Source organism: Bdellovibrio sp. HCB-110 (assembly GCF_047323225.1).
Classification (GTDB): Bacteria; Bdellovibrionota; Bdellovibrionia; order Bdellovibrionales; family Bdellovibrionaceae; genus Bdellovibrio.
This window is the reverse complement of record NZ_CP178750.1, coordinates 3,721,582-3,743,728: the sequence shown is the minus strand read 5'-3', so window position 1 is coordinate 3,743,728 and position 22,147 is coordinate 3,721,582. Positions and strand designations below refer to the sequence as shown.

At 44.9% G+C, this 22,147-nt stretch carries 27 protein-coding genes; 15 read left to right on the top strand and 12 right to left on the bottom strand.

Features of this window, described 5'->3' with window-relative positions:
* Positions 1-5: 5 nt before the first annotated feature.
* On the bottom strand, positions 6-506 hold the full coding sequence (locus ACL934_RS17760) for a GAF domain-containing protein (RefSeq protein WP_413612691.1): 501 nt from the start codon (positions 504-506) through the stop codon (positions 6-8).
* A gap of 22 nt (positions 507-528) precedes the next feature.
* Positions 529-1,251: a transcriptional repressor LexA gene (gene lexA / locus ACL934_RS17755; protein ID WP_413612690.1), complete on the bottom strand. Its 723-nt coding sequence runs from the start codon at positions 1,249-1,251 to the stop codon at positions 529-531.
* A gap of 152 nt (positions 1,252-1,403) precedes the next feature.
* On the opposite strand from lexA, the gene ACL934_RS17750 reads away from it, so the two are divergent.
* Positions 1,404-1,769 carry a SnoaL-like domain-containing protein gene (locus ACL934_RS17750; protein ID WP_413612689.1) on the top strand — a complete coding sequence of 122 codons (366 nt, stop codon included), beginning with the start codon at positions 1,404-1,406 and terminating at the stop codon, positions 1,767-1,769.
* A gap of 39 nt (positions 1,770-1,808) precedes the next feature.
* Here ACL934_RS17750 and ACL934_RS17745 read toward each other — a convergent pair whose 3' ends face one another.
* Positions 1,809-2,171 (bottom strand): hypothetical protein, encoded by a 363-nt coding sequence (locus ACL934_RS17745; RefSeq protein WP_374075796.1) that lies wholly within the window; start codon positions 2,169-2,171, stop codon positions 1,809-1,811.
* A gap of 245 nt (positions 2,172-2,416) precedes the next feature.
* Here ACL934_RS17745 and ACL934_RS17740 point away from each other — a divergent pair, with 245 nt between their 5' ends.
* Positions 2,417-3,178 carry a hypothetical protein gene (locus ACL934_RS17740; protein WP_413612688.1) on the top strand — a complete coding sequence of 254 codons (762 nt, stop codon included), beginning with the start codon at positions 2,417-2,419 and terminating at the stop codon, positions 3,176-3,178.
* Here the strand turns inward: ACL934_RS17740 and ACL934_RS17735 are convergent.
* Positions 3,175-3,522: a hypothetical protein gene (locus tag ACL934_RS17735; protein WP_413612687.1), complete on the bottom strand. Its 348-nt coding sequence runs from the start codon at positions 3,520-3,522 to the stop codon at positions 3,175-3,177. The two genes, ACL934_RS17740 and ACL934_RS17735, sit on opposite strands and share 4 nt — an antisense overlap.
* A gap of 111 nt (positions 3,523-3,633) precedes the next feature.
* The gene (locus ACL934_RS17730) at positions 3,634-3,855 is read right to left on the bottom strand and encodes a hypothetical protein (RefSeq protein WP_374075792.1); all 222 of its coding nucleotides are present in this window, start codon (positions 3,853-3,855) and stop codon (positions 3,634-3,636) included.
* Between the two features lie 166 nt (positions 3,856-4,021).
* Between ACL934_RS17730 and ACL934_RS17725 the strand changes: the two genes are divergently transcribed.
* Complete coding sequence (locus ACL934_RS17725; protein WP_374075789.1) at positions 4,022-4,903, top strand: M14 family zinc carboxypeptidase; 882 nt, start codon at positions 4,022-4,024, stop codon at positions 4,901-4,903.
* 245 nt (positions 4,904-5,148) lie between these two features.
* On the opposite strand, the gene ACL934_RS17720 is transcribed toward ACL934_RS17725, so the two are convergent.
* The 4 genes from ACL934_RS17720 to ACL934_RS17705 all read right to left on the bottom strand — a co-directional run bounded on the left by ACL934_RS17720 (position 5,149) and on the right by ACL934_RS17705 (position 8,036).
* Positions 5,149-5,694: a hypothetical protein gene (locus ACL934_RS17720; RefSeq protein ID WP_413612686.1), complete on the bottom strand. Its 546-nt coding sequence runs from the start codon at positions 5,692-5,694 to the stop codon at positions 5,149-5,151.
* A gap of 122 nt (positions 5,695-5,816) precedes the next feature.
* Entirely contained in the window at positions 5,817-6,635 is an 819-nt protein-coding gene (locus tag ACL934_RS17715) for a substrate-binding periplasmic protein (RefSeq protein ID WP_374075784.1), read from the bottom strand.
* A 12-nt stretch (positions 6,636-6,647) separates the two neighbouring features.
* Positions 6,648-7,604: an aldo/keto reductase family protein gene (locus ACL934_RS17710; protein ID WP_374075782.1), complete on the bottom strand. Its 957-nt coding sequence runs from the start codon at positions 7,602-7,604 to the stop codon at positions 6,648-6,650.
* A 30-nt stretch (positions 7,605-7,634) separates the two neighbouring features.
* Positions 7,635-8,036: a hypothetical protein gene (locus tag ACL934_RS17705; RefSeq protein WP_374075781.1), complete on the bottom strand. Its 402-nt coding sequence runs from the start codon at positions 8,034-8,036 to the stop codon at positions 7,635-7,637.
* 132 nt (positions 8,037-8,168) lie between these two features.
* Here ACL934_RS17705 and ung point away from each other — a divergent pair, with 132 nt between their 5' ends.
* Positions 8,169-8,876: a uracil-DNA glycosylase gene (gene ung, locus ACL934_RS17700; protein WP_413612685.1), complete on the top strand. Its 708-nt coding sequence runs from the start codon at positions 8,169-8,171 to the stop codon at positions 8,874-8,876.
* A gap of 5 nt (positions 8,877-8,881) precedes the next feature.
* On the opposite strand, the gene ACL934_RS17695 is transcribed toward ung, so the two are convergent.
* Positions 8,882-9,754: a LysR family transcriptional regulator gene (locus ACL934_RS17695; RefSeq protein ID WP_413612684.1), complete on the bottom strand. Its 873-nt coding sequence runs from the start codon at positions 9,752-9,754 to the stop codon at positions 8,882-8,884.
* A gap of 103 nt (positions 9,755-9,857) precedes the next feature.
* On the opposite strand from ACL934_RS17695, the gene ACL934_RS17690 reads away from it, so the two are divergent.
* Entirely contained in the window at positions 9,858-10,997 is a 1,140-nt protein-coding gene (locus ACL934_RS17690) for an MFS transporter (RefSeq protein WP_413612683.1), read from the top strand.
* Here ACL934_RS17690 and ACL934_RS17685 read toward each other — a convergent pair.
* Entirely contained in the window at positions 10,994-11,920 is a 927-nt protein-coding gene (locus tag ACL934_RS17685; RefSeq protein ID WP_413612682.1) for a LysR family transcriptional regulator, read from the bottom strand. The genes ACL934_RS17690 and ACL934_RS17685 overlap by 4 nt on opposite strands.
* A 25-nt stretch (positions 11,921-11,945) precedes the next feature.
* Between ACL934_RS17685 and ACL934_RS17680 the strand changes: the two genes are divergently transcribed.
* Positions 11,946-12,248: a hypothetical protein gene (locus ACL934_RS17680; protein ID WP_374075769.1), complete on the top strand. Its 303-nt coding sequence runs from the start codon at positions 11,946-11,948 to the stop codon at positions 12,246-12,248.
* A 4-nt stretch (positions 12,249-12,252) separates the two neighbouring features.
* On the opposite strand, the gene msrP is transcribed toward ACL934_RS17680, so the two are convergent.
* Positions 12,253-13,236, bottom strand: coding sequence for a protein-methionine-sulfoxide reductase catalytic subunit MsrP (gene msrP, locus ACL934_RS17675; RefSeq protein WP_413612681.1), 984 nt, complete (start codon positions 13,234-13,236; stop codon positions 12,253-12,255).
* A 43-nt stretch (positions 13,237-13,279) separates the two neighbouring features.
* On the opposite strand from msrP, the gene ACL934_RS17670 reads away from it, so the two are divergent.
* From ACL934_RS17670 to ACL934_RS17630, 9 genes are all read left to right on the top strand, one after another.
* Positions 13,280-13,915 carry a ferric reductase-like transmembrane domain-containing protein gene (locus ACL934_RS17670; RefSeq protein WP_413613502.1) on the top strand — a complete coding sequence of 212 codons (636 nt, stop codon included), beginning with the start codon at positions 13,280-13,282 and terminating at the stop codon, positions 13,913-13,915.
* A gap of 29 nt (positions 13,916-13,944) precedes the next feature.
* A complete protein-coding gene (locus ACL934_RS17665) occupies positions 13,945-14,259 on the top strand; it encodes a hypothetical protein (RefSeq protein WP_374075765.1) in 315 nt (104 codons plus the stop codon).
* Between the two features lie 40 nt (positions 14,260-14,299).
* On the top strand, positions 14,300-14,716 hold the full coding sequence (locus ACL934_RS17660; RefSeq protein ID WP_374075763.1) for a hypothetical protein: 417 nt from the start codon (positions 14,300-14,302) through the stop codon (positions 14,714-14,716).
* Positions 14,716-15,768, top strand: a complete 1,053-nt coding sequence (locus ACL934_RS17655; protein WP_413612680.1) for a hypothetical protein — start codon at positions 14,716-14,718, stop codon at positions 15,766-15,768. Before ACL934_RS17660 ends, ACL934_RS17655 begins: the two co-directional genes overlap by 1 nt.
* Positions 15,761-16,936: a 3-phosphoshikimate 1-carboxyvinyltransferase gene (locus ACL934_RS17650; RefSeq protein WP_413612679.1), complete on the top strand. Its 1,176-nt coding sequence runs from the start codon at positions 15,761-15,763 to the stop codon at positions 16,934-16,936. The genes ACL934_RS17655 and ACL934_RS17650 overlap by 8 nt, the downstream gene beginning before the upstream one ends.
* The gene (locus ACL934_RS17645) at positions 16,933-18,759 is read left to right on the top strand and encodes a shikimate kinase (RefSeq protein ID WP_413612678.1); all 1,827 of its coding nucleotides are present in this window, start codon (positions 16,933-16,935) and stop codon (positions 18,757-18,759) included. Before ACL934_RS17650 ends, ACL934_RS17645 begins: the two co-directional genes overlap by 4 nt.
* Positions 18,756-19,781, top strand: a complete 1,026-nt coding sequence (gene aroC, locus ACL934_RS17640; protein WP_374075755.1) for a chorismate synthase — start codon at positions 18,756-18,758, stop codon at positions 19,779-19,781. The genes ACL934_RS17645 and aroC overlap by 4 nt, the downstream gene beginning before the upstream one ends.
* Before the next feature lie 9 nt (positions 19,782-19,790).
* The gene (locus ACL934_RS17635; RefSeq protein ID WP_374075752.1) at positions 19,791-20,696 is read left to right on the top strand and encodes a 1,4-dihydroxy-2-naphthoyl-CoA synthase; all 906 of its coding nucleotides are present in this window, start codon (positions 19,791-19,793) and stop codon (positions 20,694-20,696) included.
* A gap of 126 nt (positions 20,697-20,822) precedes the next feature.
* Positions 20,823-22,037: a phospholipase D-like domain-containing protein gene (locus tag ACL934_RS17630; RefSeq protein ID WP_374075751.1), complete on the top strand. Its 1,215-nt coding sequence runs from the start codon at positions 20,823-20,825 to the stop codon at positions 22,035-22,037.
* Positions 22,038-22,147 lie beyond the last annotated feature (110 nt).

Below are 22,147 nucleotides of genomic sequence, written 5' to 3'. Positions count from 1 at the left end.
CCTTGTTAGATAAAACTCTCAGGCCACTGAGTGTTTTCCAATAAGATCTCCACAACTTTTTCCAGACCGATTTTATCTTCGCCAGTAAAACGATTTAAAATCGGAGCGTCGATATCAAGAACACCTAGCAATTTTCCATCGTGAATCAAAGGAATCACAATCTCTGAGCGGGAAGCACTGTCGCAGGCAATGTGTCCTGGAAACTGATCGACGTCGGGAACAAGTTGAGTTTGCAAAGTTTTAGCGGCAGTTCCGCAGACACCTTTTCCAAGTGCAATGCGCGTGCAAGCCGGAAGTCCTTGGAAAGAACTTAAAAGAAGTTCGTTATTGTGCAAAAGATAAAACCCGACCCAATTGATGTCTGGCAGATGTTGATTGAGCAGCGCTGAAACATTCGCAAGATTCACGAACCATTCTTTTTCAAGAATGCCGGAAGCTTCAGAGAGAAGCTCTTTGTAGAATTTGGATTTATCGATATAGCTGATTCGTGCATGTGTCGTTTGCATGCGCTAGAGGTATCACAAAATTTTAGAACTTGCGAATAAGTCCTACAACAATTCCTCTGATAGAAACTTCTTCAGGGGAATACCACATGGATTTCATTGTGGAGTTGGAAGGACGAAGTTCGACTAATTTTTCAGAAGAACCACTGTCAGGGCGGGCGCGCACATAAAAACGTTTTACCGTAGCTTCGTTTTCAACGGTGGCCACGATAATATCGCCGTTACTTGCCGATTCTTGTTTTTGCACAAGGATAATATCTTCATCAAAGATGCCGTCTTCGATCATGGAATCACCTTGCACCTTCAGCGCAAATGATTTGGAAGGATTTCTAACCATGGAAGGAGGAACATCCACGAACTCGTCGTGTTTAAGAGCTTCAATAGGTTGACCCGCCGCCACTTTCCCAAGAAGGGGAAGTGACAGGATCTCGTCACGAGCCTGGAGGAGCTGAGAGCGAGGAGATCCTGTCTTCGTCGAGACTGATTTTGACTGGAGTTGTTCCTGCACCGTCGATGCAGAATGCAACACCTGGATCGCTCGTTTCTGACCCAAAGGATTTTCAATGTATCCTTTGTTCGTTAACTGCTTCAGATAATTCTGAACGGAATTAAACGAAGCCAGACCGAAGTGATCCTTAATTTCTTGATATGACGGAGAAACTCCTGAACTTAAGATGTGGCTCTCGATAAACTCGAGGACCGATTTTTCTTTAGGTGTCAGTGGGGGGAGGGGCAATTTCTTTGTCATAACTTACATATGAACTTACAGTGTAAATAATGTGTAAGTCAATAGCCTTTTTTAAATATTTTTAAAAGGTCCAGGTCTTTATGTTGTGGGAAGTCATACTGACAACCTTAGGGGGTGATTTCATAATTCACTCATCAAAATAGGAGGTCCAAATGTCTACTCTCGAAGTCGGTCAGAAGCTGGTTGAATATTGTCGTCAGGGTAAAAACCTTGATGCTGTCGAGAAGCTCTATTCAAAAGACATTCAAAGTGTCGAGGCCGTTGAGATGCCTGAAATGCCCCGTGAGATCAGAGGTATAGAGGGCGTTCGTAAAAAGAATCAATGGTGGCTGGACAACATGGAGTCTCATGGGACCTCAGTTTCGGAGCCTATGGTGCACGGGGATCGCTTCACTGTTCACTACAATTTCGATGTCACAGATAAGAACACCGGTAAACGCAGCAAGATGGAAGAGATCGCTGTCTACACAGTGAAGGATGATAAAATCGTGAAGGAAGAATTCTTTTATCAACAATAGATAAAAAGGGTTCCTTCGACACAAGGAACCCTATTCAATTTACTCTTCAGAATAAAACAAAAGATCCTCGATCACATCGCAGGTATTTTTATCTGCAGCAATGATCGTTGTTCCTGTATTGCTAGGAGCATTCCACTGAAGCGTGTAAAAGAGCACGTTTTTTTGACCAACAAGGTTTTGCATAACGGCGCGATCTTTTTCTTCATCCTCAGCCAAAGCCTCACGGATCATCCATTTTGCATCTTTGTGGGAAAGGGAAGCAATGCCTTCGTAACCCCAGTCAGAAGACTTCTTCGCCATGGTTTCGAATTTTTGAGAAAGAACGTCCAAGCAGACGTCGCCACCTTTGGCGAAAGCTTGCGAAGTGAATATCAAAGACAAGACAGCAAGGAAAACCTTCATAGACCACCCCGAATAAATGAGTTTTAAATTTGTGAGCTCCTTGTAGCAGAGATGGAGAGAAAAAGGGGAACTCTTCTGGGGAGAGGAAGTTTTTTCAGGAAGCGGCCCTGACAAAAGACGTCTCTTTTTGAGTCGGTTAGACAGCGAAGGTCATTTTAACGCGTTTTAAATACAATCCAGTCTGGAACGAATCTCGCAAAAGGGTTTCCTGTTGAAGCTTTAAATAGAACCATTGGAGCGCATTTATGAAGTTGGGCCTTATCCTTGTCACGTTGTTGGGAAGTTCTTTGTCATTCGCACAAAGCATTCGTTCGTCTTCAAACTCGTCAACTTATCACACAAGCATTGTCAAAACGGCAGAGATGACTTGTGACTCAAAGGACCTCAGAAAAGTTCTGACGGCTGAGGGAGAGTTGATCACGCGTCTATGTTTTAAAGAATATAGAAACTGTATGTTCGAAGGTTCCTGCTTGGTAGAGGATGCGAACGGCTCACGCATCGGCATTTCTTATCACAAATACGACCCTGTGGCAGATCAGTCTTATTTCTCTAAAACGGACCTTAAACAATGCGGTTTTGGCTATGGCTTCGGCAAAGTTTCTGACGGTGTTGCGGGTTTGACTTGTTTGATTCCTTATTTTACGGCGTCGGCAGATCCTTTGGCGCACAACGTGGGTGAGGTGATCCGTATCGCAGCTCTTGAGGGAGTCAAACTTCCGACGGGCGAAATTCATGATGGCTACGTCATCATCGCGGACTATGCAGAAGGTTATATTGATACAGGCATTGACCAATACAGCTTGTTCACGGGAACTGAAAGCGACACGGACGCGAAAAACGTGTTTGCAAAGTTAGGTTTTTCAAACCCATCAAATAGCTTTAAATATGAATTGGTTTCTGAAGAAAAAGCCGCACAGGTGCGCGCGCAACGCGGGTTCAAGGTTTTGAAAACTTTCAAAAAGACTTTCAAAGCAGCTGTGAACCCGATGCTGGAACAGCAAGACTAAAGAATCTGACTTACACAACGATCTAAGGCTTCTTGAGCATAAGGTGACAGAGAGACTGTGGTCTTGCCTGTCGCCTTATCTTCATTTTGGGAGTAAAGATCTGTCGCGTCACCAATGCGCTCAATCATGCAACCCGCTCGGCGTTGCTGTTGTCCTACTTCCATTCTGACTAAGCACATACGACTGCGCATAGAGCAGCGGATATTCTCGACGTGAACTTGTGATGGGTTGATTTGGTTCATGGCTTCAACAAGAAGACCTTCTTCTTGGGGAGAGATAAATGCATGAGCCGGAGTGCTTACCAAAGCCAGTAAAGATGTAAGAGAAAGAATAAATGGTTTCATAGAAGCCTCCTTGTTTTGAACTAACGCTTCATTAACGTCAGTTCTAACAAGGGACCCTATGATAAGTAAAAGGCATATAAAGAATTCAGATATTCATAGAGTGAATATATACTATTCCGCTTTAGCACATTCCTTTTTGTCTTCAGGGCAGGCTGGCTTTTTGATATCAGCTACAACCGGTTTTGCCTCAGACGCTATTTGGCGGGAAACCACAGCGGGTGTTGTATTTTTCGCATAACTAATCGGGGTCATGGAGCAGTTCTGATAAAAAAGTATCACGATGGGATTTATCACCAACATCGCTACAAAACTAAAGCTACCACGATTCATCATACATCCTCCCACTGAGTCCTAATTGTCACACCCTTTACATTACGGACGAAAGGCCTTAAGACTTTAGTCAGTTTGTAAGGATTCTCACCTTGAATCGAAAAAAGGCATTTTCTCATCTTGAGAGTTAGAAAAGACCTGGGATAATAGGGATGTGATGACGGGGTATATGAAAACATTAATATTTAGTCTGATGTTTTTGTCAGTCGTATCGGCGCAGGCCGATTTTTCTAACGTTCCACAAGACTGCATGAACGATCTTAAAAAGTTTCCTGGTGTTTGGGATGACAAACTTCTCAAACAAGCTTGTGAGAAAGTGAAAGTCGAATCTTTGTGCGTCAGCGCAGAGGGGCGTGCGATCTATCACTACGATAAAATCTCGGCCACACCGGGTGCAAAAAAAGTTTTAGTCTTTAGCTTGATCCACGGAGATGAAACTCCTGCAGGAACAGTCGGAAGATATTGGATGGAGCGTTTGGAGGGAATTGATCCGCGCAACTCATGGCGTGTGATTCCGGTGCTCAATCCCGACGGTGTGAAATACAAAACTCGCACGAATGCTAATAAGATTGATATCAATAGGAACTTCCCCACAAAAGATTGGACGACGGGCGCTATCGAAAACTGGAAGCGCACGACGAAATCCAATCCGCGTCGTTTCCCTGGAGCGGAAGCCGCCAGCGAGCCTGAAACGAAGTGCGCTCTTCACCATCTTGAAGATTTCCAACCAGACTTTGTCGTGTCTGTGCATACGCCGCTTAAAGTTTTGGACTTCGATGGACCTAAAGTATCGCCTCCGCCAAAGTTTGATTATCTTCCGTGGAAGTCTTTGGGAAATTATCCGGGAAGTTTAGGTCGCTATATGTGGCTTGAAAGAAAAACACCTGTTTTGACGATGGAACTGAAGGAAAATCTTCCGCCGAATTTGGCTCCGTTTGAAAAGCTTCAAGATATTATTGGATCTTTGGTGAAGTTGGATGCGGGTAAAGACACGAAGACTTCGACGGCAAATTCTCCGACGGCATTTTTGCCTGTCGCTCTTGAACACTAGCCTTAAAATGGAAACGGGGCTCGATCTATCGATCAAGTCCCGCCTCGGACGACTCTCATTAGAATCTACACATTGCGAATCTGAGACTTCTCACATCATCGCTTTATATCTTCCTGAGAGCTCGTTTCAACTTACTATCTTTTTCTTCAAAGTTCCGTTTCTCTCTACAAACTCAGTATAACCCAAAACAGAAAAAAGAAATGCCACCGTGCTAAAAGGCATCAAGATTTATACGAATAAACTCTTTATCGAATACGCTGGCATTGCAGAGCTAAATCCAAGGTTTTTTCCCAGTCTTTGGTAAATACATAGGCATGATCGCGTCGATAAACAGCGACTTTTCCTTGGCCTGAATTCTTGCGCAATTTAAGCTCTGTCAGAATGTCTTGGCTGTGTGTGACTTTGGAGCCTTCGCGATAAGCCTTTAGTAAAAGTTGGGTTTCATTTTGAAGATATGCGCTGTTGCCGTCTTCACCTAAAAAGGTAAGGCCGGAATAGAATTTGTCGAAGAATGTGTTGTTGCTGCCGTCGGCTTGCGAAAACGGATTGTGGTACTGACTTAGTGGAACGGATTTAATTTCTAGGTGAGCATAACGACTGCTATCGTAAAGAGGCACGCTGCCGATGCAGACTTCCATGCGATGCATTTTTAAACGAGTCAGATCGTTATTTGAAACTGTGCAGGCATAAGCTTCATCCGCATCTTCACGGTCATTGGCAAAAGCGTCGCACTCGTGCGCTTGGGCAGAATAAGAAAATAGAAAAAGAGCCAACACCATCAAGTGCTTCATGAAGATCCTCCAAAGAGACAGCCCTCTAGGTATAACTGGTTTTTACAGAGTGGGGGAGAAGCCTTGGACGTTAGGGAAAATAATTCTAGAGTGACTAAGAAGAAGACAGTTCTTCTTGTGAACTAAAGAGAAATAGATGGAGGTACGTACTTTTTTGGATCCTTTAAGAAGGGATCTTGAACTCCGTACTGAGTTTTAAGTTTAAGAACAAGTGTTCGTTCTTTTTTTAGGAACTCGTCAAATTCTTCAAGAACCTTGGGATGCTTGATGCTGGAAAAATAATAAGACGAATTTATGTATGGAAGTTTGTCGGCGAGAATCAGGATTTCATCACTCTTTAGTTCCGCCTTTAAATAGTAGGCGGCGACGAGGGGATTGAGGTAAGCACCTTGTACGCGTTTATTTAAAACCATTTTTAGAAGGGCGACGACGTCGCTGTGTTCGTAGATTTTGACTTTGCCTTCTTTAGCCAACTCTCTGTATTGAACGGGGTCGAATCCTTTGATGGTACCGATGGATTTAAGTTGTGATAAATTTATTCTTCGGTCTTCTTCCCTGACCAGGATGCCATCGACATAGGTAACGACCGGACTGCTAAAAGTAACACCTTTCTTTTGCTGACGGCCTTCGCCCCAATATTCATTATTGGGGTACATGAAGTCCACACTCATGTCGTCGAGGAAAACCTTGAACATGCGTGGAATGGAAACGGCTTTGAATTCAAAAGTGTATCCTTTGGATTTTGCAAAAGCGCTAAGAAGGGCTTCGCCGAAGCCTGTGAATTTACCGTCCTTGAATCCAGTGTGGGGGAGGTAGTCGTATTCGCCAACTCCAATGATAAAATAATTCTCTCCACGCGAAAGTTTTTTAGTTTCTTTTGCATGAGCTAAAGAAACTGCACCCAGTAGAACTCCCAGAGAAAGAATTATTCTAAAAAGCACCGTGAAGACTCCTTAGAAAGCAAAAAGCTTTTTGAGTTCCTTGTCCACTTCGGGCGTGATGTTGACTTTTAGAGCACCTAAATTTTCTTGCAGTTGTTCGATACTAGTTGCACCTAAAATCACACTGGTTTGATTTTCTTGAGCGGCCAACCAAGCCAAGGCCAACTGACTGCGCGTGCATTCCAAAGCGTCCGCAATTTTCTTCATGTCACGAACACGTTGAATATTTTTTTCGGTATAGAAAGTTTCTTTCAGCCAATCAATGCGAGAAAGACGGCCTTCGCTCACGCCGTCATCGTACTTACCGGTGAGCATGCCCGATGCTAAAGGTGACCACGTCACCAGACCCATGCCATGTTCTTTGGCTTTAGGGCGGACATCGGTTTCAAATTTTTCGCGGGAGAGAAGACTGAACTGAGGTTGTTCTACTTGAGGTTTGTAGTATCCACCTTGTTCGCAGATATCCATGGCTTCTTGGATTTGTTCTCCAGTCCATTCACTGGTTCCCCAGTAAAGAATTTTTCCGTGATGAATCAAGTCATCCATGATGCGCACAGTTTCTTCCACGGGAGTTTCAGGATCATAGCGATGGCAGAAGTAGATATCGAGATAATCTGTTCCGATGCGCTGAAGACTTTTGTTCACCGATTCCAAAATATGTTTGCGAGAAAGACCTTTGTCGTTGATGTCGTCACTCATGGGCCAAAAGACTTTGGAGGAAACAACGAGTTCATGGCGGGGAAAGTCTTTAAGGGCTGCGCCCATAATTCTTTCAGATTCACCTTTGGCGTATATGTCGGCGATATCAAAAAAGTTAATCCCGGTTTCATAAGCAAGACGCAAAATGCTTCGTACGGAAGTGAAATCCTTCACAGTTCCGCCGAACGTGGTCCAGCCCCCTAAAGAAAACGAGCTGAGTTTAAGACCGCAGCGACCAAGGCTGCGATAAGGCATATTTGGATTAAACATCGGGGCCTCCTAGGAAGAAGCCCCATTATCTTAATGAAGAACGGGATGTTGCAAGTAATGATTGATTTCAATAATTCTGTCTTGCTGACTCACGACAGAATCCTGGATCTCTACCAATTTTCTTAGCAAATTGTCCTTTGCGGCTTTGATGGCCTCAAAGATATCCTCATGGACTCCTTCGGCTTCCACAGTGGCTCCGCTCTCGTTGAGAACTATCGCGATTCGATAGAGCTTTTTGAGACCTTCGCGTGTAAACTCCTTGCCGTCTGTTTCATACTGAATCGCAAGTTTTTTCGGATCTCTTGCGACGACAGCGACAATAGTTTGTGGGGTAACAAAGGGTTCAAACTCGGAGATTTGCTGGTAGATAAATGACTTAACTTCCGGGTTTTGTTCAATAAGTTGTATGGTGGGATTTAGAAGAGTCGTCATAGGCGGCCTCCTTTTCCTCTATTCTTATTGTAACAATGGGGTCGGAATTTGTCTGGTCAAGTTAGGGCGGAAGTAAAAAATAATTTGAAAACCAATAGGATTGCATTAGAATCCGGGACCTGGACCAAGGTCATGTGTCAGATTGAGATGGGCAATATTAAAACCGAAATAAAGTTAGATTCATCTTGGAAAGAGCACTTACAAAGTGAGTTCGACACCGAACGCATGAAGAAGTTGCGCGCGTTTCTTGTGCAAGAGTACAAAGCGGGAAAAACTATTTATCCTCGTGGCGAAGAATATTTCGCAGCGATGAATCTAACGCCTTTTGATAAAGTCAAAGTGGTCATTGTCGGCCAAGATCCTTATCACGGACCAGGGCAAGCCCATGGACTTTGTTTTTCAGTTCGTGAGGGAGTCCGTTTCCCACCGTCTTTGCAGAATATCTTTAAAGAACTTCAAGCCGATGTCGGAATACAAATTCCTAAAAGCGGGTCTTTGGTAAAATGGGCAGAGCAAGGAGTGCTTCTTTTGAATGCCGTTTTGACAGTGGAAGATGGCAAAGCGGCGGCTCACCAAGGCAAAGGCTGGGAAGAGTTCACGGACAAGATCATTCACATTCTTAATGAACAAAAAGAAGGTTTGGTTTTTGTGCTTTGGGGCTCCTACGCACAAAAGAAAGCCGCTTTTGTGGATCGTAAGAAACATTTTGTTATCGAAGCGGTTCATCCATCGCCGCTATCGGCGCATCGCGGGTTCTTTGGAACCAAGCCTTTTTCCAAAGCCAATGCTTATCTTCGCTCTAAGGGGAAGGATGAGATCAACTGGGATCTCACCAAATAGATTTTTTATTTCTCAATAATATCCATAAATGATTTCAGTGCGGGGGAAAGGAACGTGTCTTTTCTGCGCACGAACACCGTGGGCACAACGGCTTCGGATTTTTTAAGTCCGTAGACCGCGATATTGGAACTCCAACGGGCCTTCCATGTTTTTTCTTCACTAAAAGCTTTCGGCAGCAGAGTCACTCCAAGTCCTGCTCCCACGCAGGCAAGAATGCCGTCAAAGGAACCCATCTCCATCATTTTTACTTGGGTGATGTTTTGTTCCGTCAGGATTTTTTCAAGACGACGGCGATAAGAACAGCCGGTGCAGAAGACATACACTTTGGCTTTTTGATTTCGTAAAAATGAAAAAGGATCTTTTGCCGTTTTCGGCATGTAAAAGACCATCTCTTCTTGAAAAACGGGGAACGAAGTGAGCAAAGAATCGCTGACGGGACTTGAAACGAAAGCGCCTTCTAAATTTCTATTAAGAACATTTTCTACTAAAAACTCACTGGTGCCTATGACCAGGGAAAGATCCACGTCACTGTGTTTCTTGCCGTAGTCACTCAGGATATTGGAAAGACGCAGGGCCGCCGTGGTTTCCGGAGAGCCAATGCGCAAGGCTCCCTGAGGGACCTCTGTTTGTGAAACGATCTCTTTGGCTTCTGCTAAAAGTTCTTGGATTTTTTCTGCGTAGGGAATCAGCCGTTCGCCTGCGGAAGTCAGCTTAACGCCTTTTTTATCGCGATAGAAAAGGGGAACACCCAGCTCTTCTTCTAAAATACGAATGCGGGCCGTGATATTGGACTGAACGGTGTTAAGAACCTGAGCCGCTTTCGTCATTCCGCCTTCGTTGGCGACGACTTTAAAGACTTGCAGATCTGAAGCGTTCATAAAATACCTTCCATCATAAAAAATGATTAAGACTATACTTATAAATCATTTTACCAGATTCAAAAGTAGGTCCACAATAGGAAAATCCTCGGAGGTTCTTTTTATGAACAAGTGGAAGTGGCAGTTCTGGCTGGTGTTCGGGGCTGCGTTTTCAGTTTTCTTTTCTATTGCGATTTTGATTCCGGTTCTTCCTTTGTTCATTCACGACAAACTTCGTTTGGGTGACGTGGCCGTTGGGGTCATCATGGGACTTCAACCCACGGGTGCCGTGGGTTCAAGAATGTTGATCGGGCGGGCGACTTCCAAATACGGAATCTGGAGGACCCTGGCTTTTGGAACAAGCCTCTGCGCTTTGGGAAGTCTTCTTTTTCTTTTGCCTTCTTCCGCGTCTGTTTTTGGAATTGCTCGCTTCCTTCAAGGCTTTGGCGAAGGATTTACTTTCACTGCGGGAACGACGTGGGTGATTGCAACGGCTCCAAGTCAGCAGAAGGGTCGTCTGGTCAGTCTGTTTGGTCTTTCGCTTTGGTTGGGAGCAACCATTGGACCGATGGTCGGTGGATTTGTAAATGAGCTTCAAGGATTTTTGGCGGTTGTGATCTTAGCCATCATTCCTCCTGCGATCTTTGGAATTATTTCGTTCTTCCAATTGAGTGAACCACTCGGATCTACTTCGCGCCTTGATTGGATTCCGAAAGAGTCCGTAGCGCCTGGAATTACTCTGGCATTGGCGTCCACGGGTTTTGTCGCCGTTTCGACTTTTGGAGCCTTGTATTTTTCTTCTCGTGCTTGGGATCATGGCTCCTGGATGGTGGTCGCCTATGGGCTTGGATTTGTGTTGATGCGTGTTCTTGGTGGTCATTGGATCGATCGTTATAGTAGTGCTCGTGTTGCTTCCGGATCTGCCGCGTTGGCCGCTTTGGGAATGCTTCTGATTGTCGTGTCTTCTCACTGGTTGGTGACAGTGTTTGGGTCACTGTTGGGTGGCTTGGGTCTTGCCTTGATGTATCCGGCTTTGGCAATTGAATCCGTGCGTGGAGTAGAACCTGCAAAACAAGGCAACGTTCTTGGATGGTACACAGCTTTTTGGGATCTTTCTCTTTTAGGAAGCAACTTTACTTTCGGTTGGCTCGCGGCGCAAAGGGGGTATCCTTCGGTTTTTGTCGTCAGTTGTGTGGCGTCTGTATTTTGTGTCGGTTTCGTCTTGGCAAAGGCACGCCGTCGTCTGCAAAGCACCGTCTCTTAAGAAACGGTGCTAAGAAGAGTTTGATAAAAAACTTTTCCTTGGCGAGAAAGTTGATTTTCTCCGCGATGAATCACATAGGTTTTGTATTTTGTTTTCTTTCCTAAGTCGGCAAGGGCAGAAATTTCTTTGATGTTCGAGTAGTGCGATAAAATCAACTCGGGCACAAATCCGATTCCGAGACCATATTGAGCCATGGCGACAATGGCTTCCCAGCTTTCCACCGCGACCGAGATCTCGGGAGCACTTGCGTATTTTTTCTTGTAGGCTTTTTTAAGCTCTTCAATGCCAGGACTTTCTCGTGTCACCAAGAACTGCATTTTCTTTTCTGAAAATCTATAACTGCTTTCAGCAACACAGCAAAAGTAACCTTCGTGCAGAAGTTTTTTCTCAACGCCACGAATATTCCCGTCATCAATCACAATTCCAATTTCGGCTCTTCCCGTTTTGACTTCATTGAGAATAAATGGAACATCGCCAATTTGGATTACGGGCTGAAGTTGACTGTGAGTTTCTTTCACCGAGCCAATGACTTTTGGAAGTATAAATTGAGCAATGGGTGTCGCCGTTGCGATAGGGACTTCGCCGCCGATTTCGGCCTTTGTAGTTTTTATGTGGTCTTTCAATTCCGAAATCTGAAGGAACAATCCTTCAGCCCTCAGTAAAAGAGCTTCCCCTTCACTGGTAAGTTTAAAGCGATTCTTTTGATGAATAAGAAGATCGCAGCCTAAGGCTTCTTCAAGTTTGCGGATGGCTTGGCTCACAGCGGATTGAGTGACGTGATTTTCTTTAGCAGAAGCTGCAAGACCACCGAGCTTTGCAGCGGAAACAAAGTAACGAAGATGGGTTAAGTTAAAATCCATATAATTAATAATACTTACTTTTAAATTTAAAATAATGAATTTTACTAAATTACCGAGGTGCATTAAATTGCGCCTCCAAGGAGATTTTATGAAAACCTATCTATTTGCCTTCTTGATGACTTTTTCTTTTCAATCTTTTGCTGGTAATCCAGAGTGTCTTATCAATGCAAAACCCGTTGAGCTTCTGCCTGTGGTTCATCCCAAAGCAGATCTTGCGAGCTATGTATTTGATCAGATGGTTGGCGACTTTGATGTCCGCATTGTTTTAGTTGATGGAGCCTATATCGCAAGTGTGCGAAAAGGTGATATTGTCATGACTCAAAACTGGGTTGAGTCCCTTGATTTCAATGTGAATAGCTCTGGTGAGACGATCTCAATTCAATGTCCGTAAGGAGTTAAAAGTTCTTTTTCAAATCCAAACCCTTGTAAAGATGTGCGACTTCTTTTTCGTAGCCGTTGTACATCAATGTGGGGATCTTTGTGGGAAAGAACTTACCGTCTAGAACGCGCTCGGTGGCTTGCGACCAGCGCGGATGATCCACGTGAGGATTGACGTTGGCGTAGAAACCATATTCTTCTGAAGCTAATTTTTCCCAAAGTCCAACGGGACGCTGTTCGACGAATTCAATTTTCACAATGGATTTAATACTTTTAAAACCATACTTCCAAGGAACGACCAAGCGAATGGGCGCGCCATTTTGTTTGGGAAGATCATGCCCGTACATACCAGTCGCAATGAAGGACAATGGGTTCATTGCTTCTTCCATGGTCAGACTTTCCGTGTAAGGCCACGGGTAATAAGGCAGATTCTTCATATTGCTGCCGATCTTCGTATCAGAAAAAGTTTGAAACTTGATGAACTTTGCTTTCGGTGAAGGCTCCAATTTTTTAATCAAATCTGACAAAGGAAAGCCAAGCCAGGGGACCACCATCGACCAACCTTCCACGCAACGAAAGCGATAAATGCGTTCCTCTAATTCTCCAGCAAGCTTGGTGATTGAGTCCACGTCGAAAGTTTTGTGGGGACCTTTAAGTCCTTGGACTTCAATCTTCCATGGCGTTTCGAGTTTCCAGCTCATCACTTTTTTAGAAACTTCCCCCTTGTCCAAGCTGAATTCGTAAAAATTATTATAGTGAGTAGAGAGTTCTTCCTTTGTGAAGGGGCGGTTCTTGTCTGTCACTTTGTAGAGATCATTCCTTTTAAAATTCAGCTTTTTGATTTCTTCTTTGGCCCAAGCTTCAGGAACAGTCTGCGTAACAGCAAGGCCGAGGGCGCTTAAGCCCGCCGCTTTAAGAAGGGTGCGACGATTTACATAAATCTCTTCGGGGGTAACGTCGTTTTCAGAGATTTTCCATCCGGGAGGAGTTTTGATTAACATTGTCTCTTCCTTTCGCGCGGTCTTCGTGTGACCCTAGTGTGTGATGGGACTCACAGGGAAACAAATTAAATTTTTACGTTGGCTTTTAAGGATCTGCTTGGCGGGACCTTTGGTGTGGTGGATTTATCTGGGTTTTCAAGGCGAGCTGGGAGTTCAACCCGTGGTAAAGCTCAACGTCGAAACTGGATATGTGGCTTTGGTTTTGTTGGTGGTGAATCTCGCGATCGGTGCCTGTCTTTCTTTGAAAAAGAATTGGCCATCTTGGACACGATGGTTTTTTACAGAGCGTCGCTGGCTGGGAACTTGGGCGGGATTTTATGTGACGGCACACGTATTTTTTTATTTCGCTAAAGAGGCCTTTTTGCCGGAAGCCTTTGTTCAAGCTGTGACGAAGACGTATTTACTTGCGGGAACTTTGGCCACGGTCATTCTTTGGATGATGACTTTGACGTCCAATGATTACAGTCAGCGCAAGCTGGGGCGTAAGTGGAAAAAGTTGCATCGCTGGGTTCATGTCGCCAGTATTCTCATTTTGATCCATGTCTTTTTAATTGAAAAAGCCAATCTGGTTCTTTTGGCGGCCCTGACTTTGCCTTTGGCACCTTTTCAGATCTGGCGGCTGTTAATTTATCTTAAGACAAAAGTCCAGGACTCCAGGGCTGCTTCAGGCAGCCGATAAGAACATATCTCAACTTAAAGGAGTGAATCATGAAGTGGATTCTTGCAGCAGCTCTGATTTTTACTGCGACAATGGGAATGAATTCAGCGGAAGCCGACTCTAAATCTCGCAAGCCTGCCAACGCCGAACAGCGTGCGTCGGTGACGGATGTTGTAAAAAAATTGCGTGAAGATGACGAGGGTCTCGTAGTTCTTTTCGCGAAAACTCCGGGAACTCACTATTTGCGACGGGATGTGGCAGAGTTTGATGCCTATAGAAAGAAACTTGAAGAAAGCTTGAATGCAAAGAAGCCTGTGAGCGTCACAGTGGAAGCCTCGCAGCTCAATATTCTTGAAGTAAAATAATCCTCCGTTGTAAACTGGTCTCCGTTAAAAGGAGACCAGTATGAAATTTCTAGTTATCGCTCTTCTCGCACTTTCTTTCTCGAGCCAATCCTTGGCGACAACCAAAGAAGAAGTTCAGCAAAAAACCTCTGAGGCCGCTTCAGCCGCTGCTGATTACACCAAAGAACAAAAAGAACAATTCCAAAAGGACATGGAAACGAATCTCACTGAACTTAAGAAAGAAATTTCTGAGTTGAAGGAAGAGGCTTCCAAGAAAACAGGCGAAGCAAAAAAAGAGATGAAAGAACAAATCGCGGCTCTTGAAAAGAAACAAGACGAGATGAAAAAGGATCTTTCAAAACTTAAAAAGAGTTCTGGCAAAGCTTGGACGGAAATGAAAGCGGGTATGAGCAAAGCTTGGGATTCTTTGTCAGAGTCTTACGAAAAAGCCAAAGCTGAGTTCAAAGAATCTAAATAATGAAAAAAAGCTCTTTGCTCTTTACTGCTGAGCTGCCTCGTCTTTCTGATTTAGGGGAAGAACTTCTTCTGATTTACGATGAAGTTCTTCCTAAAAAATCACCGGCCTTTAAAAAATGGATGAAGCAGTTTTCTTTGTCCTATGCCGTGCGCGCCGGAGAGCAGCTTAAATCTGTCGATCAGTTTCCGGCTCATATTTCTAAGATTGTGCAACTTTGCGAAAACACCTCCAGTCGTCGTTTGACGTTGGTTGTCGCCGGGGGCGGCAGTGTTGGTGATTTTGGCGGATTTGTAGCGAGCATTCTTAAGCGCGGGGTGAAACTCGTGCAGATGCCAAGCACGTGGCTTTCAGCCATTGATTCAGCTCACGGTGGAAAGACGGCCTTGAATGTTGGTTCCGCAAAAAATCAAATTGGAACTTTTTATCCTGCGGATAAAATTGTTCTGGTTAAATCCCTTTTGATTGCCCAACCCGAAGCGCGGGCCTTTGAAGGGTTTGGAGAACTTTTAAAGATTTCTTGGATTGCTGGCGGACCTTTGTGGAGCAAGTTTGCCAAAGAGTTTGAAGTTTCTTCAGCAACTTTGTGGAAATATCTGGCGTCGTCCGTTGCGGCGAAGAACAAAGTTGTTGCCCAAGATCCGGAAGAAAAATCGGGCCACCGCCATATTCTAAATCTGGGGCACACGATGGGCCACGTTTTAGAATCTTATTACAAACTTCCGCACGGGGTTGCCATTAACTACGGTTTGGACTTTGCTTTGCGCTGGAGTGTTGAGAAAAAGATCATGAGTGCCGCTGAATACGAGAAGATTCAGCGTGCTCCTGTGGCGGGATACTTACTTTCGCCACTTCGTGATGACCTTTTACAAACGAAGCCATCCTTGTTGAAAGATTTCCGTCGTTTGCTTTTAAGTGATAAAAAGAAAACAAAATCAGAAACATTGCGTTTTGTGTTCTTAAAAAAACCAGGCCACTGCGTGATCCGTGAAGTGACGGTAGACGAAGTTCTTATGGAAGTCTGCCGACAAAAAGAGGAAGAGCTCAATGGCTAAGTTTCGCTTTCAAGGTGAAATTCCTGGTTCTAAATCAGTTTTCAATCGCGCCTTGATTGTGCAAAGTTATTTTCCTGTCCTGGATCTCAAAGGTTTTTCAGAGTGTGATGACGTGCGCTTTATGCGGGAGGGTCTTAAGCACATCCGTGATCGCAGTCGTATCGATTGCGGAGAAGGCGGAACGACATTCCGATTTATGGCGTTGCGAGCGTCTCGTCAAAAAGGCGTTCATACGTTAGAAGCCACTCAACGTCTTATGCAAAGACCGCAAAAGGGTCTTATCGATTTGTTAAAGCAGCTCGGCGTGCAGGCACAAATCAAGGGCGAAGAAATGTTTATCATCGGGGAGGGATGGAAGAAGCCTAAAACTCCCCTTGAGGTGAACACGACGGAATCCAGCCAATATGCTTCGGCTCTGGTTCTTAATGCTTGGCTTTTAGATTTTGATTTGGAATTTGAACTTGTCGGCGACAACGTGTCAGAGTCCTACTTCTTGTTAACCCTGGATATGCTCAAGTCCATGGGGATGCGTTTTCAGAAAACAGCGCGAGGTTATCTTATTCCTGCGGGCCAACGTCTTAGCAAACTCTCTTGGACTGTTGAAGCCGATATGAGTTCTGCTTTTACCATGGCGGCTGCGGGCGCGTTGGCTGGTGAAACGATTATTGAGAACTTTTCAGAGAAAAGCACACAACCTGATGTTGTCTTTACTGAGATCTTTAAAAAGATGCATGTGGATTTTTCTGTGGAAGGCGAAAAGCTGACGGTGAAAGAAAGTCCTTCCGTGGTTCCTGTTGAATGGAATCTATCACAATCTCCGGATCTATTCCCAGTCCTGGCGATCCTTTGCAGTTGGGCGCCAGGGACGTCGAAACTTTTTGGGGCTCCTCACTTAGTCAGCAAAGAATCCAACCGTATTGCTAAAGTTTCAGATTTATTAAACCTTGTGGGAGTGGCTCATGAATCCTTGCCAGACGGCATGATCATTCATGGAAATCCTCAGCAAAAACTTGTGAAAGGGGTTTCATTTAATCCGGACAAAGATCACCGCATGGTGATGGCGGCCGTTCTGATGAAACTAAAAGGCCACGGCATTACTGTGGAAGAACCTCATGTTATCAATAAAAGTTTTCCGGAGTTCTGGGACATGATAGGAATCAAACCATGATTACAGTCGTCGTTGGTCATCGCGGAACAGGAAAAACGGAATTGATGAAGCGCTTGCAGCTTTATCTGCGCGATCAACAGGTCGATTTTGTAGATTTGGATACCGAGATTGAAAAGAAGATCGGTAAATCCATCCGGGAACTTTTTCTTGAGCACGGAGAAACCTATTTCCGTGAAATGGAAAGACAGCTTTTTTTAGAAATCCTTCAGACGCCACGCCAAGACATGTATTTGGTTCTGGGGGCGGGATTTGATCTTTCCGTTGTTCCCGAAACGGTGCGTGTCTTGTGGGTGAAAAGAAGAACGGATTTAGACGGCCGAATTTTTTTAAATCGTCCTCGTTTAGAGCCGGATCTTTCACCTTTGGAAGAGTTTCGTTTGCGCGCTGAGGTGCGTGAGCAAAGATACCGGGACCGCGCTGATGAAGTCTATCTGATGCCAGAAGGTGTGTTCGATAATCGTCATCACGCAATGGCGGTTGAAAAAATGGTTCTGACTCATAGTTTTGAAAACGTAGGTGGAGCCCTAACACTTCTTCCGGAGTTTTTTGTCACTGAAAACAGATGGAACTTTTTTAAAGAGCGCTATGCCGGAAAAGGGATCGAGTTTTTTGAACTGCGTGATGATCTTTTAACCGCCGAACAAATCCGTCTTGTGATTCAAGACATGCCCAACGAAAAATTTATTTACTCGTTCCGGAAAACCCAGGACTGGAATGCATTGTGGGCCGATGAAAAAGCGACGGAAGTTTTAAGAAAGGCCACTTGGATTGATTGGCCTTGGGAGCTGGGATCGCCTGAAGACATCCTTCAGCGCCTTCCGTCTGAAAAGCTTATTCTGTCTTTGCATGAGCAAAGTCAATTTAGAGAATGGCAAGCTTACGAAAATAAAGTTGCACATATGAAGTACGCTCCCGCGGTTGCAAGCTTTGCAGAACTTTGGCTGGGCCATGAGTGGCAAACAGCGAAATCGTCCCAACGCAGTTTTTTACCTCGGTCATCGGGAAGCCGTTGGGAGTGGTATCGCCGTTTACAAAAAGGTCAGCAACTGATCAATTTCTGGAAAGAAAATGGCGGAAGCGCCGAAGATCAGCCGTCTTTGTGGGCGTGGTTGATGACTCCTGCAAAAAGTAAAAAATTTGCAGCGGTCCTAGGCGATCCGGTGGCGCATAGTTTTACCCCGCTGGAGCACTCAGACTTCTTTCATAAAAAAGATATTCCTGTTCTAGCCATCTCTATTGCTCGTGATGAATGGGACGAGGCTCTTCCGGTATTAAGAAAATTAGGTTTGTCCTATGCTGCTGTGACTTCGCCACATAAAGAAAATGCCGCTAAACTTATTCAGCATTTAGATCTTAAGGCCATTAATACTCTTTATTGGAGTGAATCGCAAAAGATGTGGCTGGGAACTTCGACGGATGATCAAGGTTTTATGGAACTCATTGAAGGCGTCGGCATGATCGCCCCATTGCAGAAAGAAATTTTTGTGTGGGGTGGGGGCGGAACGCTGGAGATGATTCAAAAGGCTTTGCCTTACGCCAGTTATTTTTCTTCGCGCACGGGAAGACCACGCGTCGGCAGTGAAGATGCTGCGGATTTACAACCGAAGATTGTCATTTGGGCGGCACCGAGATCCTCCGAAACTTTGATGCCACCTGTGATCTGGAATCCGGCGATGGTGTTTGATCTTAATTACAAAGAGGATTCCATGGGGCGCGAATATGCGCAAAAGTGCGGAGCCAATTACCAGTCCGGCCTTGTGATGTTCACGGCCCAAGCGCAAGGCCAAAGAATTTTTTGGAAAAACTGTGAGGAGAAGCCATGAGTGCAAACCAATTTGGTTCGCGATTTGTGATAACAAGTTTCGGCGAAAGTCATGGCACCGCTTTGGGTGTTGTTATTGACGGATGTCCTGCGGGAGTTTCTTTTGACGAAGCTCTTCTCAAAAAAGAACTCGAGCGTCGCAGACCTGGACATCATGGTTCGGGCCACATCGTATCGGGTCGCCAAGAAACAGATGCACCGGAAGTTTTAAGTGGCGTTTTTGAAGGACAGACTTTGGGAACGCCCATTGCGATGATTGTGCGCAATCAGGATGCTCGCTCGCAAGATTATAAAGAAATTAAAACGAGTCCTCGCGCGGGACATGCAGACGACATGTGGAAACATAAATTCGGTCACAGTGATCATCGCGGTGGCGGGCGCTCTTCGGGCCGCGAAACTGTTTCCCGTGTGATGGCGGGATCTGTCGCGCAAATGTTGATGAAACACGTCAGTGCTCCAACAAAAGTCTTTGGATATGCGTCGCAGATCGGACCTTTTTCTCTCACTCAACAGGAACGTGAACAGGTTTCAACAAAAGACATCGACTCTTTCCAAGCGCGATTTCCTTCAACCCGTGATCATGAAGTGGGCGCGTTGCTAAAAAGGGCACAGGAGCAAGGCGACAGCTACGGCGGGATTGCGGAAATTCTGATTCAAAATCCTCCGTCTTTCCTAGGTCAGCCCGTATTTCATAAATTAAAATCTGATTTGGCCCAGGCCTTTTTAAGTGTGGGTGCCACGAACGGCTTTGAATTGGGTTTAGGGTTTGATGCTGTCGATATTAAGGGAACGGAATTCCATCAGGGCTCACAAGCGGGCTATGGCGGTATTCGTGGGGGAATCTCTACGGGAGAAAGCATTCTTTTAAGAGTTTCCTTCAAACCGACCAGCTCTATTTTGGATGTGGCTAAAAAAGGCCGTCATGACCCATGTATTGTCACGAGAGCTATTCCCGTCCTGGAATCCATGACATGGCTTGTGTTGGCAGATCATTACTTATGGTCTAAAACGGATCGTATCTAAGAGGTAAAAATGGTTTCGGATATTTTTAATCCTGAGTGGTGGACTGAGGTTCAAATTCCTGGTGTGAAGTTTCAGGATATTACTTATCATCGTGCGAAGGACCAAGGCACTGTTCGTATTGCTTTTAATCGTCCTGAGGTTCGCAATGCTTTTCGTCCTCAAACTGTGGATGAACTTTATACGGCTTTAGAGCATGCGCGTATCACGGCGGATGTTGGTGTGGTTCTTATCACAGGCAATGGACCATCTCCTAAAGATGGTGGATGGGCTTTCTGCTCTGGTGGAGATCAGCGCATTCGCGGTAAAGACGGTTATAAATACGAAGAAAAAGAAGCTGTTGGCAAAATGGATTTGGCTCGTTTGGGGCGTCTTCATATTTTGGAAGTTCAGCGTTTGATTCGTTTTATGCCTAAAATCGTTGTTGCTGTTGTTCCGGGTTGGGCTGTGGGCGGAGGTCACTCTTTGCATGTTGTGTGCGATTTGACTTTGGCGAGCCAAGAGCATGCGATCTTTAAACAAACAGATCCAGATGTTGCAAGTTTTGATAGCGGTTATGGTTCCGCATATCTCGCTCGTATGGTGGGACAAAAGCGTGCTCGTGAAATCTTTTTCTTGGGTCGCAACTATTCCGCGCAAGAGGCTTTCGACATGGGCATGGTCAATGCCGTGATTCCTCATAGGGATCTTGAGAAAGTGGCGTTGGAGTGGGCTTATGAAATGAACTCGAAGTCACCAACAGCAATGCGTATGTTGAAATACGGATTCAACCTTTGTGACGACGGTTTGGTCGGCCAGCAACTGTTCGCTGGGGAAGCGACTCGCTTGGCTTATGGAACTGAAGAGGCGGTTGAAGGACGTAATTCTTTCGTAGAAAAACGCCCGAAAGACTTCTCTAAGTTCCCTTGGCACTACTAGATTCATCTATAAACGGGCTGGATTCGATCTGGCCCGTTATTCCTTGTAAGAATAATAATCTCTTAACCATGCAGAAGACAAAAAGTCCGAAGGTCGGATAGAAGTTCTCCCATTCGAGGAGACTTTATGAAAACGGCCCTTTTAATCTTTTCCCTGTTTTTCGCGGTAAACGTCCATGCAAAAGTGGAAGTCCTTTTTCACCCTCACGATCCGACGCTTGAAAAAATAGCGCAGTGGATTTCTGAAGCGGAAAGCACAGTCGATATCGCCATGTACAACATGGAAACGACGGCGGCTTCTCCGGTTATTAAAATTCTTCAGTCATCGGCAGTTCAAAGGCGTATCGAAAGTGGTGCACTTAAGATTCGTTTGATCTTTGAAGGTTATGCTACTCCAGAAGAAAATGAAAAGAAGATGGCTGTCTTGGAAGACCTAGGCATCGATGTTCGCTTTCTTGGAAAATCTGTCAAGGTTCACCACAAATATGCCGTGATTGATGCCGCTCTATCCACTCATCGCGTGATCACGGGCAGTGCCAACTGGTCCTTGTCTTCTTATAGAAACTACAACGAAAACATTCTCTTCTTTGATCAAGAGGCGGAAATCACAAACCGCTATCAGTATGAGTTCAACCGTCTTTGGAATAACTCGAAAGAATTTGGCCAAAGCTTGAATCACGAAAATGTATCGACGGGAAGTTTCCTAGACCAGGGCGATGTGGAAGTGTTCTTCAATTCGCCTCGCACTTTAGATAAAAAATCAAACGAGTCCTTCAATCTTACAGAGCAAGTGGTGCGTTTGATTAACGAAGCACAAAGCGAAATCAAAATTGCGACGACACGCGTGCGCCTAAAACCAGTTCTTGAAGCTCTGCAAGCCGCAGCCAATCGTGGTGTTAAGATCTATCTGGTGATCAGCCAAGATGATTTCATGGATATTGGCAGAAGAGCCCAGTACTTGCTTACGAACCGCAATCTGCAACTTCGCGTGAAGTTCTACAATTTAGAAGTTTCTGAATACATGGCTTTCCAAATGCACAATAAGTTTATGATCGTGGATAACTCCAAAGTTCTTTCGGGATCTTTCAACTGGTCTGAAAGCAGCGAAAAAAGCCATATCGAAAATCTGGTAGAGCTGAGCGGAAGTGCTGCTCAAGATGTTCTTCCATCATACAATGCAGAATTCAATGATCTTTGGAATATGGGTCGCGGGAAACTCAAGCCACTGGCGGATTTCCTTAAAACTTCAAGCTCTGTGTCTTGCGCAATCACTCCGATGGCCTTGAGTGTTTCGGAAGTTCGTCAGCTTTTGAAGCTCGTGAAAAAGTGCTCTCAGGACTAAAGCTTAGATCCTCATTGCGATGTTTTAAAGAATGAGGATCTTGATCCATTCTCGAATGTGAAGAAACTCTAGGTGTGTGAAAACAACTTCCTGCGGTGAGTTCTTAGAGA

Excerpts from the sequence above, each read along its gene's own strand:
- ACL934_RS17710 (WP_374075782.1), bottom strand. The coding sequence starts at position 7,604 with ATGTTTAATCCAAATATGCCTTATCGCAGCCTTGGTCGCTGCGGTCTT.
- ACL934_RS17740 (WP_413612688.1), top strand. The coding sequence starts at position 2,417 with ATGAAGTTGGGCCTTATCCTTGTCACGTTGTTGGGAAGTTCTTTGTCA.
- aroC (WP_374075755.1), top strand. The coding sequence starts at position 18,756 with ATGAGTGCAAACCAATTTGGTTCGCGATTTGTGATAACAAGTTTCGGC.
- ACL934_RS17750 (WP_413612689.1), top strand. The coding sequence starts at position 1,404 with ATGTCTACTCTCGAAGTCGGTCAGAAGCTGGTTGAATATTGTCGTCAG.
- ACL934_RS17635 (WP_374075752.1), top strand. The coding sequence starts at position 19,791 with ATGGTTTCGGATATTTTTAATCCTGAGTGGTGGACTGAGGTTCAAATT.
- ACL934_RS17630 (WP_374075751.1), top strand. The coding sequence starts at position 20,823 with ATGAAAACGGCCCTTTTAATCTTTTCCCTGTTTTTCGCGGTAAACGTC.
- ACL934_RS17725 (WP_374075789.1), top strand. The coding sequence starts at position 4,022 with ATGAAAACATTAATATTTAGTCTGATGTTTTTGTCAGTCGTATCGGCG.
- msrP (WP_413612681.1), bottom strand. The coding sequence starts at position 13,236 with ATGTTAATCAAAACTCCTCCCGGATGGAAAATCTCTGAAAACGACGTT.
- ACL934_RS17735 (WP_413612687.1), bottom strand. The coding sequence starts at position 3,522 with ATGAAACCATTTATTCTTTCTCTTACATCTTTACTGGCTTTGGTAAGC.
- ACL934_RS17745 (WP_374075796.1), bottom strand. The coding sequence starts at position 2,171 with ATGAAGGTTTTCCTTGCTGTCTTGTCTTTGATATTCACTTCGCAAGCT.
- ACL934_RS17655 (WP_413612680.1), top strand. The coding sequence starts at position 14,716 with ATGAAAAAAAGCTCTTTGCTCTTTACTGCTGAGCTGCCTCGTCTTTCT.
- ACL934_RS17665 (WP_374075765.1), top strand. The coding sequence starts at position 13,945 with ATGAAGTGGATTCTTGCAGCAGCTCTGATTTTTACTGCGACAATGGGA.
- ACL934_RS17730 (WP_374075792.1), bottom strand. The coding sequence starts at position 3,855 with ATGATGAATCGTGGTAGCTTTAGTTTTGTAGCGATGTTGGTGATAAAT.
- ACL934_RS17760 (WP_413612691.1), bottom strand. The coding sequence starts at position 506 with ATGCAAACGACACATGCACGAATCAGCTATATCGATAAATCCAAATTC.
- ACL934_RS17685 (WP_413612682.1), bottom strand. The coding sequence starts at position 11,920 with ATGCACCTCGGTAATTTAGTAAAATTCATTATTTTAAATTTAAAAGTA.
- ACL934_RS17670 (WP_413613502.1), top strand. The coding sequence starts at position 13,280 with ATGGGACTCACAGGGAAACAAATTAAATTTTTACGTTGGCTTTTAAGG.
- ung (WP_413612685.1), top strand. The coding sequence starts at position 8,169 with ATGTGTCAGATTGAGATGGGCAATATTAAAACCGAAATAAAGTTAGAT.
- lexA (WP_413612690.1), bottom strand. The coding sequence starts at position 1,251 with ATGACAAAGAAATTGCCCCTCCCCCCACTGACACCTAAAGAAAAATCG.
- ACL934_RS17705 (WP_374075781.1), bottom strand. The coding sequence starts at position 8,036 with ATGACGACTCTTCTAAATCCCACCATACAACTTATTGAACAAAACCCG.
- ACL934_RS17695 (WP_413612684.1), bottom strand. The coding sequence starts at position 9,754 with ATGAACGCTTCAGATCTGCAAGTCTTTAAAGTCGTCGCCAACGAAGGC.
- ACL934_RS17660 (WP_374075763.1), top strand. The coding sequence starts at position 14,300 with ATGAAATTTCTAGTTATCGCTCTTCTCGCACTTTCTTTCTCGAGCCAA.
- ACL934_RS17690 (WP_413612683.1), top strand. The coding sequence starts at position 9,858 with ATGAACAAGTGGAAGTGGCAGTTCTGGCTGGTGTTCGGGGCTGCGTTT.
- ACL934_RS17720 (WP_413612686.1), bottom strand. The coding sequence starts at position 5,694 with ATGAAGCACTTGATGGTGTTGGCTCTTTTTCTATTTTCTTATTCTGCC.
- ACL934_RS17645 (WP_413612678.1), top strand. The coding sequence starts at position 16,933 with ATGATTACAGTCGTCGTTGGTCATCGCGGAACAGGAAAAACGGAATTG.
- ACL934_RS17680 (WP_374075769.1), top strand. The coding sequence starts at position 11,946 with ATGAAAACCTATCTATTTGCCTTCTTGATGACTTTTTCTTTTCAATCT.
- ACL934_RS17650 (WP_413612679.1), top strand. The coding sequence starts at position 15,761 with ATGGCTAAGTTTCGCTTTCAAGGTGAAATTCCTGGTTCTAAATCAGTT.